Origin of the sequence: Mesorhizobium sp. 131-2-1 (assembly GCF_016756535.1) — a bacterium.
GTDB lineage: Bacteria > Pseudomonadota > Alphaproteobacteria > Rhizobiales > Rhizobiaceae > Mesorhizobium.
In genome coordinates this window covers 4,784,228-4,795,348 of the sequence record NZ_AP023247.1, presented here as the reverse complement: position 1 = coordinate 4,795,348, position 11,121 = coordinate 4,784,228, and the positions used below count along the sequence as shown (strand labels likewise).

Sequence of the window (11,121 nt, the reverse complement as noted above, 5' to 3'; positions counted from 1 at the left end):
TAACGTCATTCGTTCGGCCCGTTCCATTCGATGTCGCGGGTCGACGCCGCCTGCAGGCTGATGCGCTCACGAAGCGCGACGCCGGCGATCTCGGCCAGCGCCGCCCATTGCGCCTTCACCGGCGCCGGGTCGCCCGGCCAGTCGAGCAATTCCTCGGTCTCGCGCATCGCCTTGCGGAAGCGGCCGAGGCCGCCGGTGCGCAAGGCCGCCGGCAGCCCATAGATCCACATGGCGAGCCGCACCGTCTGGGGCGCGGTGATGTCGGGCCCGACTTCCAGGCCGTCTCCCAGCAAAGCTTCGGCAAAGCGAGCTGGATCGCGGAAGAAATGCAGGCCGCTGACTGCGCGCGGGTTGCATTCCAGCGGCAACACCCTTCCTTCCGTCTGCCGCATCAGGTCGAAGGAGATCTGTCCGGTCCATGACGTGGCGGCGACGATGCGCTCGACCAGCCGCCGCGCCGCCGTGTCATCGACCGGCTCGAACAAGATGCCGGCGCCTTTGCCGGCACGGAAGAGCGATCGGTAGAGCGAGAATGCCTTGAGCCTGCCGCCGCGCGCCACCGCATAGGCGCTGATCTCCTCGCCCGGCACGAAACGCTGTGCCACCCAGGGCGCGGCGGGCGAGGGATTGACGGCATCGAGTTCGCCGGGCGAGGGGCGCAAAAGCACATGGCTGGCAAAGCGCGACCACACCGGCTTGAACACCAGTTCGCGCGCGTGGCCGCGCATGGCCTCCAGATCGTCGCGCGATTGCAGCAGCACCGTTTCCGGCACCGCCAGGCCGAGCCGTTCGGCCAGCCGGATGAAGGTATGTTTGTTGTGGACTTCAGCGAGCAGCTCGATGCCGGGCGCGAACAGGCGAGCCGGGATCGTGCGGTCGCGCCAGGCGAGCGCCAGATGGAAGATCTCTTCGCAGGTCGGGATGACCAGGCCAATCCCTTCGACGCGCACCAGCGCCTCGACCGCCTCGGCGTAGGCCGCCGGCTCGAAGCGCGGTGGCGGCAGGCGGTAGTAGCGTGCGCAGGCCACGCTGGCGGCAGCAATCGGGCGGGCAGGTGTGTCGGCGAGGATCACCCGCCGTCCGGCGTCATGCAGCAGCCGTGCCAGATGCAGCGCCACCGGCGAGCGCGCTCCGGTGACGAGTATGGTGCTATCGGGCACGGAATACCGGCATCTGTAAGCTCATCGGCGGTGATTGCGGTTGCCGGCAGCGTTGCGCAAAATCACCGCGCTTGGCAACGGAGCCTTGCAGTGTGTCGTGCGCCGGTTCGGGCCGTCCCGCACAAAGCCGACGGCGATCCTTGGAGCCAACGGCGATCAACTCTGATCTTCGACGTCATCGTTGCCTTCCAGTTTTTTGCGCAGCGCCATGATCACGCCGTGCATGGTGTTGATGTCCTCGACGGAAAGACCGTCGGCGAGGTTGTTGATCCAGGGGGCCTGCAGGCGCATGGCGGCGTCGTAGGCTTTGCGCCCCTCGACGGTCAGCACGACAAGCTGGGCCCGCCGGTGATGCGGGTTGGTCCTGAAGGCGACCAGCCCTTCGCCCTCGAGGTCGTTGACGATGCGCTGCACGTTCTGGCGGTTGGCGCCGAGATCGCGCGCCAGCCACGCCACCGGCTGCGGACGCTCGGCAGCGACGATGGCGCCCAGCACCTGCCAACGGGCGCTGGTCAGGCCGAGATCGGCGACCAGCCTGTCGCCCGCCGCGCTGATGCGGCTGTTCAGCCTGAACAGGTCGAGGATGAGATCGCTCAAGGCCTTGCCGGTCGGTGTTCGCTTCGTATCGGGCATTTGTCATCTTATATCGATATTGACATCATGTTGTCAAATGCACATGTATGCATCATAACAGAATGACATCATAACACCAAATGAAGGAATTCTTCCGTGATCCATATGCGCCCCCTCGACCTGCTTTCCCGATCGATCGCCAGGTTGCGGTCGATGCCGCCCCCGTCGTGCTGGTGAACGTGTTCACGCTCGACAAGGCCGACGAGCAAACCTTCCTCGACGTCTGGCAGGACGACGCTGCCTTCATGAAGCAGCAGCCGGGTTTCATCTCGACCCAGCTCCACCGCGCGATCGGCGAAAGCCCGACCTACCTGAATTATGCCGTGTGGGAATCGACCGCCGCCTTCCGCGCCGCTTTCTCCCATCCGCAGTTCGGGGCGAGGATCTCGGCCTATCCGTCATCGGCTGTCGCTTCGCCGCATCTGTTCCAGAAGGTCTCGGTGCCGGGTATCTGCGTGGCTTAGCCAGCGGGCAGGAGGGGCGCCACATGCCGGGGCGCCTCGGCAGCTAGGCAAGCCAATTAGCATCGACTAATACCTTCGGGTGGAAGGCTTGAGGGTGTCATCCGATGAAGGTCAATGTTGTCTACGCGCATCCGGTGGCCGACAGCTATTTGGCATCGCTTCACCAGCGCGTCGTCAAGACGCTCAAGGCAAGAGGCGACGAAGTCATCGACTTCGACCTCTATGCGATGAAGTTCAACCCGACGATGCAGCCTGAGGAATGGCGTGGTCACTATGATCCCACCCAGGCGCCGAAGGATCTGCAGCCCTACATCGATGCGTTGCTGTGGGCCGAGGCATGCGTGTTCTGCTTTCCGACCTGGTGGTCAGGCATGCCCGCCATCCTGAAAGGCTATTTCGATCGCGTGTGGCGCCCGGGCATCGCTTACGAAGTGCCGCCGGATGACGGCCTGATCAAGCCGGCGCTGCTCAACATCCGCCGCATGGGCGTGGTCACCACATGCGGGTCGCCGTGGTGGTACACGCGGCTCTACATGCAGAACCCCGGGAAAAAGGTGCTTTTGCGCGGGTTGAAGACCACGTACGGCCGCGGCGTGCGGCATTTGTACCTGTCGCGATATTCCGTGCACAGCATTTCGGATGAAAAGCGCGAAATGTTCGCGCGCGAGGTGGAGCGCCGCTTTGATACGTTTTGAGGTTTGTATCGTTTGTCCGCAGTGCTCGGCCGATCCTGACTATTGCAAGGCCGATGCATTCCGGCGCATGTCGAAAAGATGGTTGAGCGGCGTGCATTTGGAGCATTCATTGTCGGCACGGGCGTCGGTTCGCTTGGCGGACTGATCGGCCTTGGTGGGGCGGAATTTCGCCTGCCGTTCCTGATCGGTCTGTTTCGCTTTGCGGCGCTGGAAGCCGTGATCCTGAACAAGGCGACGAGCCTGGTTGTCGTCGCCAGCGCGTTGCCGTTTCGGGCGGCAACGGTGCCGTTTGGCGATGTCGCAGCCAACTGGCCCACCATCGTCAATCTCCTGGCAGGCAGTCTCATGGGTGCCTGGTTCGGCGCCGGGTGGGCGACGCGCCTGAAGTCAGGCACGCTTTACAAGGTCATTGCCGCGTTGCTGCTGCTGATCGCGGTCGTCCTTGTATTCGGTCATGATCCCGGCGCAACGGGCCATGCTTTGTTCGAGGGGACAGCGTTGATCGCCGCAGGCGTCATCGCCGGCTTCGTGATTGGCGTCGTGGCCTCGCTGCTGGGCGTGGCCGGCGGCGAGCTTCTGATCCCGACATTGGTCCTGCTGTTTGGGGCCGATGTCAAACTCGCCGGCAGCCTGTCGCTCGCGGTGAGCCTGCCGACGATGCTCGTCGGCTTCACGCGCTACAGCCGCGACCAGAGCTTTTCCGTGCTGGGCAGGAACAAGGCGTTCCTGCTTGTCATGGCGGTTGGTTCGATCGTCGGGACATTTATCGGAGGACGATTGCTGGGCGTAGTGCCGGAGCAAATTCTGCTGCCGCTCTTGGCTCTCATTCTCGTCGTTTCAGCCTACAAGGTCTGGCGCCATCGATAAGTCTGCTGCCTGTCATCCAACTGTCATATCTCGGCGCTAGGCATCCTTAAATCCGGATTTATGGATATCTGAAATGGATAAGGAATCGGCCCTTCTTGCACTGGCAGCCCTCGGCCAGGACACGCGCCTGGAGGTTTTCCGCCTGCTGGTGAAGACCGGGGCGGGCGGTCTGCCGGCGGGTGAGATCGCCGCGCGGCTCGATATCGTCCAGAACACCATGTCGGCGCATTTGAAGGTGCTCGACCATGCCGGGCTGGTCCGCGCGGCGCGGGAAGGGCGCGTGATCCGCTACGTGGCCGACATGACCGGCTTCCGCGACCTGCTCGCCTATTTGATGGAGGATTGCTGCAACGGCGCGCCGGAGCTTTGCCAGCCTGCCATCCGGGCCGTTGCCTGCAAATGTTAGAAGGGAGGGACCTATGAGCGATCAAATCTACAATGTGCTGTTTCTCTGCACCGGCAATTCGGCGCGCTCGATCCTCGCCGAGGCGATCCTCAACCGGGTCGGCGCCGGCAGGTTCAGAGCCTTTTCCGCCGGCTCGCACCCGAAGGGTGAGGTCCATCCTTACACACTCCAGCTCTTGAAGACCCTCAACCACGACACCGCCTTTGCCCGTTCGAAGGCCTGGGAAGAGTTTGCGGTAGCCGGCGCGCCGGAGATGAATTTCGTCTTCACCGTTTGCGACAATGCCGCCAACGAGTCCTGTCCGGCCTGGCCGGGCCAGCCGATGACGGCGCATTGGGGCGTGCCCGACCCGGCTGCGGTCGACGGCACCGATGCCGAGAAGCACCTGGCTTTTGCCGAAGCCTATCGCATGCTCAACAACCGCATCTCGATCTTCGTCAGCCTGCCGATGAGCTCGGTCGACAAACTGGCGCTGCAGAAGCGGCTGGACGAGATCGGCCGTGATCTTCCAAGGGCGGGTTGAACATCATGACCGTTGATCTTCCCCGCCGTCTCGCCGCCGAGGCGCTCGGCACCGCGATGCTGGTCGCCGCCGTCGTCGGCTCGGGCATCATGGCCGACAGGCTGACCGACGACGTCGCGCTTTCGCTGCTTGGCAACACGCTGCCGACCGGCGCCATCCTGGTGGTGCTGATCACCACGCTCGGCCCGATCTCCGGCGCCCATTTCAATCCGGCCGTGACGCTGGTGTTCGGGCTGAGGCACGAGATCGGTTGGCATGCCGCGCTTTGCTATGCCTTGGCTCAGCTCGTTGGCGGCATCGCCGGCACGGTCATTGCGCATGCCATGTTCGGCCTGCCGCTCATCGAGCTGTCGACGACGGTGCGTAGTGGGGCGGGGCAGTGGATCGCCGAACTGGTCGCGAGCTTCGGCCTGGTCTTCACCATTCTCGCCGGCCTGCGTTTTCGCGGCGATGCCATCCCCTGGCTGGTCGGGCTCTACATCACCGCGGCCTATTGGTTCACCGCCTCGACCTCTTTTGCCAATCCGGCGGTGGCCATCGCGCGCGCCTTCTCCAACACCTTTGCCGGCATCCGGCCGCTCGATGTCCCGGCCTTCATCCTTGCCGAACTGGCCGGCGCTCTGCTCGCACTGGCGCTGGCCGGCTGGCTGCTTGCCGACCCACAATCCAAACCCGAGCCGAGGCCCGCCGAATGACCATCACCATCTATCACAACCCCGCCTGCGGCACCTCGCGCAACACACTGGCCATCATCCGCCAGTCCGGCGAGGAGCCGGAGGTCATCGAATATCTGAAGACGCCGCCTTCGCGCCAAAAGCTCATCGAGCTGATCGCCGCCATGGAGATGACGCCGCGCCAGTTGCTGCGCGAGAAGGGCACGCCTTATGCCGAGCTCGATCTCGGCAATCCGAAATGGAGCGACGACGAGATCCTCGATTTCATGCTGGCGCATCCGATCCTGATCAACCGGCCGATCGTGGTGACGCCGAAGGGTGCCGTGCTGGCCCGGCCGTCGGAGGCGGTGCTCGACATCCTGCCCAATCCCGATATCGGCCCCTTCACCAAGGAGGACGGCGAAGTGGTGATCGACGCCCACGGCAAGCGGGTCGGCTGATCGGGGTGCAAAAGGGTTCCTTGCCGAACATGGACGAGGAACAGTTCCAACCGACGTCAAACCGTCCGTAGTCGCGACAGGCAGGCTCCTTGACTGTATCCTCCGGGGGAGGATACATGCTGTCGTATGACAGAAGGCATTCACACCTCCCATCCCGCGATCGTGAAACGCCTGAAACGCGCACAGGGCCATCTTGCTGCGGTACTGTCGATGTTCGAAGCGCATCGCGCTTGCGTCGACCTCGCGCAGCAGCTCCATGCCGTCGAGAGCGCCATCAGCAGCGCCAAGCGCGAGCTGATTCACGATCACATCGAGCATTGCCTGAGCGACACCGCCGAGGGCGGCTCGCATGACGCGCTGGCCGAACTCAAGCAGTTGGCGAAATATCTGTGAGCGGTCCCGGCGCGCGCATCCTCGACTGGTTCGGCTTCGGTCCGCACGGCCATGCCGGGCATGGCCACGACCATGGCCATCACGGCCCGCAAGGCCATACCCACGGTGTCATCGATGCCACGATCGCCACCACCGATCACGGCATCTGGGCGATCAAATGGTCCTTCATCGTCCTGGCTGTCACGGCGGCCTTGCAGATGGTCGTGGTGTTCCTGTCGGCCAGCGTGGCGCTGCTTGCCGACACCATCCACAATATCGGCGACGCCACCACCGCCATTCCCCTGTGGGTCGCCTTCATGCTTGCGCGGCGCAAGCCGTCGACGACCTTCAGCTACGGGCTTGGCCGGGTCGAGGATCTCGCCGGGATCGTCATCGTGCTGATCATCCTGTTCAGCGCCGTCGTCGCCGGCTATCAGGCCATCGAGCGCCTGATCCACCCGCAAGTCGTGTCGCATATCGGCTGGCTCGCGGCGGCGGGCCTTATCGGTTTCCTCGGCAATGAGGCCGTCGCGGTGTTCCGCATCCGCGTCGGCCGTGAGATCAACAGCGCGGCACTGATCGCCGACGGCTACCATGCCCGCGCCGACGGCCTCACCAGTCTTGCCGTGGTCGTTGGCGCCATCGGCGTCTGGCTTGGGTTTCCTCTCGCCGACCCGATCATCGGTCTGCTCATAACCATCGCCATTTTCGGCATCGTCTGGCAGTCGGCGCGCTCGGTGCTGACCCGCATGCTGGACGGCATCGAACCCGGCGTGATGGCCGAAATCCGCCACGCGGCGGAGCACGTGCCCGGGACGAGGATTGTCGATGCCAGGGCCCGTTGGATCGGCCACAGACTGCATGCCGACATTGCCATCGCCGCCGATGAAACCTGGCAGCTCTCCGAGGCAAACAAGATTGCGGCGGCGCTCGAAGATGAGCTGTTCGAACACATGCCTGCCTTGACCGCGGCGAACATACGTTTCGCGCGGGGCGATGACGATCACGCGCATCCGCATGACCACCATGGCCACGGCGACCATGTCGGACACCAGCACTGACGCCTCGGGAAAGTGGTGATCGACGCCGACTGCGAGCGCGTTGGCTGACTTCGCCGAAAGGCGCTCGCCTCTCAGTCCGGATTTGCGGATCTGGCGCTTGCCGCTCGCGAGCGATCGAAGTCCAGGGCCACCGGATGCCGCAACAAGGCATGGAGGATTATCGGCATTCCGATCGCGCTGGGCAGAACCCAAAATGCAACAGGCGGGAGCTCCCTCCACAAGGGCAGGTTCTTGCCGTTATCGACGTAAAATGCAGTAAGCATCACGACGTAGGACATTCCCATGCCGGTGAGATGCAGCCTGGGCCATTGGCGCCAGCCTCGCCGGGCAGCAGTGCGCCCGAAGCAGGCGAGCCCGAAAGAGATGCTTCCTAGCGCGAACAGGTGGTGGTTTTCCTCCCAGCGCATCAGCGACAAGGCGCTCATGGTGACAAACACGCCGAACAGGCACCAAAAGTAAATGATTCCGAAGTTCGAGTGCCGACCGCGCCCCTTTTGAGCGAGCATCGCGGCAGCGCCGGTGGTCACGGTGGCAAGCCCGAACAGAATATGGACACCGACGACGGCCAGAAACACCGGATCGCTGGACGGAATGGGGATGCCCAGGACGATGGTTGTGCCGTCGCTTTCCATGTTCACTCGCCGCTGAATCCCATGCGCAGGATCGGCGACCATGTCTCCGTCTTCATGGCCGATAGCTATATCACCTGCAGACCAGTCGCGCGCTGGTGCTAAGAGGATGGCTGCCCTTATATTTCCATAATATTCGAAATTTCGTTGACGGCGCGGGCGATTTGGCCTATTCCTATTTCCATGAAACTCGAACAAGCGGCAAAGCAGTTGGAAGCGCTCGGCAATCCGACGCGACTCAACCTCTATCGCATCCTGGTTAGGGCCGGCGACGCCGGCCGGCCGGTCGGCTATCTGCAGGAAAGCCTCGGCATCGCCGCCTCGACCTTGTCGCATCATCTGCACCGGCTGATCCTGACCGGCCTCGTCTCGCAGGAGCGGCAGGCGACGACGCTGATCTGTCGCGCCAACTATCCGATCATGCGCGATCTGATTGGGTTCCTCGCCGACGAATGCTGCGCCGACGCCGCTTGCAATCCCGCCACGGGAGAGGCCGCCGCATAATTTTTTGCCCCGTATTTCGATAATCCCGGAATGATGGAAGGTAAGACCATGAGCAAGCAGAACGATCTCCCGGTCGCCGTCATCGGCGCCGGCCCTGTCGGCCTGGCGGCGGCCGTCCATTTGCTGGAGCAGGGCGTACCGGTGAAACTCTACGAAACCGGCACCGCGGTAGCCTCCAACCTCAAGGATTGGGGCCATGTCCGGGTGTTCACGCCCTGGCGCTATTGCGTCGATCGGGCGGCGCGGGAACTGCTGGAGGCGAGTGGCTGGAAGATGCCCGATCCGGAAGCCTTTCCCACAGCCAATGACCTAGTCGCACTCTACCTCGAACCGCTGGCGAGATTGCCGGAACTGTCGCCGGTGATCGAGACCGGTGCCCGCGTCACCGGCATCTCCCGCTGGGGCGCGGACAAGGTGCGCGGCAAGGGACGCGAGGCGCGCCCGTTCATGCTCGTGGTCGAAACCGCCGGCGGAATCAGGCGCGACAGCGCCCGTGCCGTCATCGATGCCTCCGGCACCTGGCGCACGCCCAATCCGTTAGGGGCCGGCGGCATCGCTGCGGAGGGGGAGGCGGAATTCGCCGGTCGCATCGCTTACGGCATTCCCGATATTCTTGGCCGCGACCGAGCCCTCTATGCCGGCCGCACTACGCTGGTTGTCGGTTCCGGCCATTCGGCCGCCAATGCCTTGCTCGACCTCGCCAGGCTGGCGGATGACGAGCCGGGCACCGCCTTCATCTGGACGACGCGCGGCACCGACCTCGTGCGCATCTATGGCGGCGGCGATCTTGATGCCTTGCCGGCCCGCGGTGAACTTGGATCCGATGTGCGACACCTTGCCGAGAGCGGCCGCGTCCGACTGGTCACCGGTTTTGCCACCACGGCGATCCGCGAGGAGGGCGGCCGCCTGGTTGTCGAGGGCGAGACGGCCGACGGTTTGCGACGCATCGGCCCTGTCGACCGCATCATCGCGGCGACCGGCCAGCGACCCGATCTCGGCCTGACCAGGGAACTGCGGCTCGACCTCGATCCATGGCTGGAAGGCGTCAGGGCGCTGGGGTCGCTGATCGATCCCAACGAACATTCCTGTGGCGACGTGCCGCCGCATGGGCACCGCGAACTCGCCCATCCCGAGCCCGGCTTCTACACGGTCGGCATCAAGAGCTATGGCCGGGCGCCAACCTTCCTGCTGCTGACCGGCTACGAGCAGGTGCGCTCCGTCGCGGCCGCATTGGCCGGCGACATCGCGTCGGCCGATGCGGTGCAACTCGTGCTGCCGGAAACTGGTGTGTGCACGGTACCCGGCTCGGTCACCGTGACCGGCAAGGCATCCGCCGGCTGCTGTGGTGGTCCAGCCCCTCAGGAAGCGGATGCCTGCTGCGTCGCCGATGCCCAAGCGAAAACCGCCGGCAAGAGCGGCTGTGGCTGCGGCGTTGCCGCATGAGCATCACGGCCGGCATGCGCGGCCGCGGCACGATCATCACCGTGCTCGGCCTGACGCAGATCATGGCGTGGGGCTCGTCCTACTATCTGCCGGCGGTCATCGCGCCGGCGGTGGCCCGTGATACCGGCTGGCCGCTGGCATGGGTGGTTGGCGGCTTGTCGCTTGGGCTTCTGGTCGCCGGCCTGATATCGCCGCGCGTCGGCTCCTCGATCGAGCGCCATGGCGGCCGCAATGTGCTCGCCTTCAGCGCCGTCTGCATCGGCGCCGGCCAGATCGGCATGGCCGCGGCGCCTTCGCTTGCCGTCTATATCGGAGCCTGGCTGGTCATCGGGCTCGGCATGGGGGCAGGGCTCTATGACGCCGCCTTCGCCACGCTTGGCCGCCTCTACGGCAGCAGCGCGCGTTCGGCCATCACCACGCTGACCCTGTTCGGCGGCTTCGCCAGCACCGTCTGCTGGCCGATTTCGGCTTTCCTGTTGAGCGCGATCGGCTGGCGCGGCGCCTGCCTCGCCTATGCCGCCGTGCAGCTCCTCATCGCGCTGCCGCTTTATCTCACATTGCTTCCGCGCACCGTGCCGCAACGCAGTGCCGTGTCCGAAACCGCCCGCAACACCGCCGCGGCGCAGCCAGTCAACCCGTCCTTGCCCGTCATGGCCCTGCTCGCCACCACCATCACGCTTGCGGCGGTGATTTCCTCTACGCTCTCGGTGCATCTGCTGTCGATCCTCCAGGCCGGCGGCCTGGCGCTCGCCGCTGCGGTCGGTCTTGGCGCTCTCGTCGGTCCCGCGCAGGTGACGGCACGCGCCGTCGAAATGATGATCGCGCGCTACCATCATCCAATCTGGACCAAGCTTGCCTCGGCGAGCTTTGTCGCCATCGGTGTCCTGGCCCTATGGGCCGGCATGCCGGCAGTGCCTGTGGCGCTTGGCTTCTATGGCGCCGGCATCGGCCTCGAATCGATCGCGCGGGGAACCCTGCCGCTCGCTCTGTTCGGGCCGTCGGGCTACGCGAGATTGATGGGCCGCCTTGCCATGCCGAGCCTGATCGCCCAGGCGGCCGCGCCATCGATGGGCGCGCTGCTGATGCAGTGGACAGGAGCGCAGGGCACGCTCGCCGTTCTCGGTGCTCTTGCGCTGCTCAACGTCGTGCTGGCGTGCGGTCTGCGCTGGCTGATGGCCCGCAACCGGGGCATCCAGCTGCTGCCGGGCTGACCGCCGCCGAGCGGCTGAACGCGCCGGCAGGTTGCGCGT

Annotated in this window: 15 protein-coding genes; 12 read left to right on the top strand and 3 right to left on the bottom strand. The window is 64.7% G+C overall.

Annotated features, from left to right (window positions below):
- Positions 1 to 5 precede the first annotated feature (5 nt).
- Positions 6 to 1,160 carry an ATP-grasp domain-containing protein gene (locus JG743_RS23520; RefSeq protein WP_202293102.1) on the bottom strand — a complete coding sequence of 385 codons (1,155 nt, stop codon included), beginning with the start codon at positions 1,158 to 1,160 and terminating at the stop codon, positions 6 to 8.
- A gap of 156 nt (positions 1,161 to 1,316) precedes the next feature.
- Entirely contained in the window at positions 1,317 to 1,793 is a 477-nt protein-coding gene (locus tag JG743_RS23515) for a MarR family winged helix-turn-helix transcriptional regulator (protein ID WP_202293101.1), read from the bottom strand.
- Positions 1,794 to 1,873: 80 nt separating this feature from the next.
- Between JG743_RS23515 and JG743_RS23510 the strand changes: the two genes are divergently transcribed.
- The 9 genes from JG743_RS23510 (at position 1,874) to JG743_RS23470 (ending at position 7,295) form a co-directional block, all read left to right on the top strand.
- Positions 1,874 to 2,257, top strand: a complete 384-nt coding sequence (locus tag JG743_RS23510; RefSeq protein ID WP_202293100.1) for an antibiotic biosynthesis monooxygenase family protein — start codon at positions 1,874 to 1,876, stop codon at positions 2,255 to 2,257.
- Positions 2,258 to 2,361: 104 nt separating this feature from the next.
- Positions 2,362 to 2,952, top strand: coding sequence for an NAD(P)H-dependent oxidoreductase (locus JG743_RS23505; protein ID WP_202293099.1), 591 nt, complete (start codon positions 2,362 to 2,364; stop codon positions 2,950 to 2,952).
- A 78-nt stretch (positions 2,953 to 3,030) separates the two neighbouring features.
- On the top strand, positions 3,031 to 3,819 hold the full coding sequence (locus JG743_RS23500) for a sulfite exporter TauE/SafE family protein (RefSeq protein WP_202293098.1): 789 nt from the start codon (positions 3,031 to 3,033) through the stop codon (positions 3,817 to 3,819).
- A gap of 73 nt (positions 3,820 to 3,892) precedes the next feature.
- The gene (locus JG743_RS23495; protein WP_202293097.1) at positions 3,893 to 4,225 is read left to right on the top strand and encodes an ArsR/SmtB family transcription factor; all 333 of its coding nucleotides are present in this window, start codon (positions 3,893 to 3,895) and stop codon (positions 4,223 to 4,225) included.
- Positions 4,226 to 4,238: 13 nt separating this feature from the next.
- Entirely contained in the window at positions 4,239 to 4,748 is a 510-nt protein-coding gene (locus JG743_RS23490) for an arsenate reductase ArsC (protein WP_202293096.1), read from the top strand.
- A 5-nt stretch (positions 4,749 to 4,753) separates the two neighbouring features.
- On the top strand, positions 4,754 to 5,443 hold the full coding sequence (locus JG743_RS23485) for an aquaporin (RefSeq protein ID WP_202293095.1): 690 nt from the start codon (positions 4,754 to 4,756) through the stop codon (positions 5,441 to 5,443).
- Positions 5,440 to 5,862 (top strand): arsenate reductase (glutaredoxin), encoded by a 423-nt coding sequence (gene arsC / locus JG743_RS23480; RefSeq protein WP_202293094.1) that lies wholly within the window; start codon positions 5,440 to 5,442, stop codon positions 5,860 to 5,862. The genes JG743_RS23485 and arsC overlap by 4 nt, the downstream gene beginning before the upstream one ends.
- A gap of 126 nt (positions 5,863 to 5,988) precedes the next feature.
- On the top strand, positions 5,989 to 6,255 hold the full coding sequence (locus JG743_RS23475) for a metal-sensing transcriptional repressor (RefSeq protein WP_202293093.1): 267 nt from the start codon (positions 5,989 to 5,991) through the stop codon (positions 6,253 to 6,255).
- Positions 6,252 to 7,295 (top strand): cation diffusion facilitator family transporter, encoded by a 1,044-nt coding sequence (locus JG743_RS23470; protein WP_244672892.1) that lies wholly within the window; start codon positions 6,252 to 6,254, stop codon positions 7,293 to 7,295. Before JG743_RS23475 ends, JG743_RS23470 begins: the two co-directional genes overlap by 4 nt.
- 71 nt (positions 7,296 to 7,366) lie before the next feature.
- On the opposite strand, the gene JG743_RS23465 is transcribed toward JG743_RS23470, so the two are convergent.
- Entirely contained in the window at positions 7,367 to 7,969 is a 603-nt protein-coding gene (locus JG743_RS23465; protein ID WP_202293092.1) for a hypothetical protein, read from the bottom strand.
- Between the two features lie 138 nt (positions 7,970 to 8,107).
- Between JG743_RS23465 and JG743_RS23460 the strand changes: the two genes are divergently transcribed.
- From JG743_RS23460 to JG743_RS23450, 3 genes are read left to right on the top strand one after another with little or no spacing between them, the layout of a single operon-like run.
- Positions 8,108 to 8,428: an ArsR/SmtB family transcription factor gene (locus JG743_RS23460; RefSeq protein WP_202293091.1), complete on the top strand. Its 321-nt coding sequence runs from the start codon at positions 8,108 to 8,110 to the stop codon at positions 8,426 to 8,428.
- A gap of 48 nt (positions 8,429 to 8,476) precedes the next feature.
- On the top strand, positions 8,477 to 9,871 hold the full coding sequence (locus tag JG743_RS23455) for a flavoprotein (RefSeq protein WP_202293090.1): 1,395 nt from the start codon (positions 8,477 to 8,479) through the stop codon (positions 9,869 to 9,871).
- Positions 9,868 to 11,082, top strand: a complete 1,215-nt coding sequence (locus JG743_RS23450; RefSeq protein ID WP_202293089.1) for an MFS transporter — start codon at positions 9,868 to 9,870, stop codon at positions 11,080 to 11,082. The genes JG743_RS23455 and JG743_RS23450 overlap by 4 nt, the downstream gene beginning before the upstream one ends.
- Positions 11,083 to 11,121 lie beyond the last annotated feature (39 nt).

Coding starts and splice junctions, on each gene's coding strand:
- JG743_RS23515 (WP_202293101.1), bottom strand. CDS start 1,793: ATGCCCGATACGAAGCGAACACCGACCGGCAAGGCCTTGAGCGATCTC.
- JG743_RS23510 (WP_202293100.1), top strand. CDS start 1,874: ATGAAGGAATTCTTCCGTGATCCATATGCGCCCCCTCGACCTGCTTTC.
- JG743_RS23505 (WP_202293099.1), top strand. CDS start 2,362: ATGAAGGTCAATGTTGTCTACGCGCATCCGGTGGCCGACAGCTATTTG.
- JG743_RS23500 (WP_202293098.1), top strand. CDS start 3,031: ATGGTTGAGCGGCGTGCATTTGGAGCATTCATTGTCGGCACGGGCGTC.
- JG743_RS23495 (WP_202293097.1), top strand. CDS start 3,893: ATGGATAAGGAATCGGCCCTTCTTGCACTGGCAGCCCTCGGCCAGGAC.
- JG743_RS23490 (WP_202293096.1), top strand. CDS start 4,239: ATGAGCGATCAAATCTACAATGTGCTGTTTCTCTGCACCGGCAATTCG.
- JG743_RS23485 (WP_202293095.1), top strand. CDS start 4,754: ATGACCGTTGATCTTCCCCGCCGTCTCGCCGCCGAGGCGCTCGGCACC.
- arsC (WP_202293094.1), top strand. CDS start 5,440: ATGACCATCACCATCTATCACAACCCCGCCTGCGGCACCTCGCGCAAC.
- JG743_RS23475 (WP_202293093.1), top strand. CDS start 5,989: ATGACAGAAGGCATTCACACCTCCCATCCCGCGATCGTGAAACGCCTG.
- JG743_RS23465 (WP_202293092.1), bottom strand. CDS start 7,969: ATGGTCGCCGATCCTGCGCATGGGATTCAGCGGCGAGTGAACATGGAA.
- JG743_RS23460 (WP_202293091.1), top strand. CDS start 8,108: ATGAAACTCGAACAAGCGGCAAAGCAGTTGGAAGCGCTCGGCAATCCG.
- JG743_RS23455 (WP_202293090.1), top strand. CDS start 8,477: ATGAGCAAGCAGAACGATCTCCCGGTCGCCGTCATCGGCGCCGGCCCT.
- JG743_RS23450 (WP_202293089.1), top strand. CDS start 9,868: ATGAGCATCACGGCCGGCATGCGCGGCCGCGGCACGATCATCACCGTG.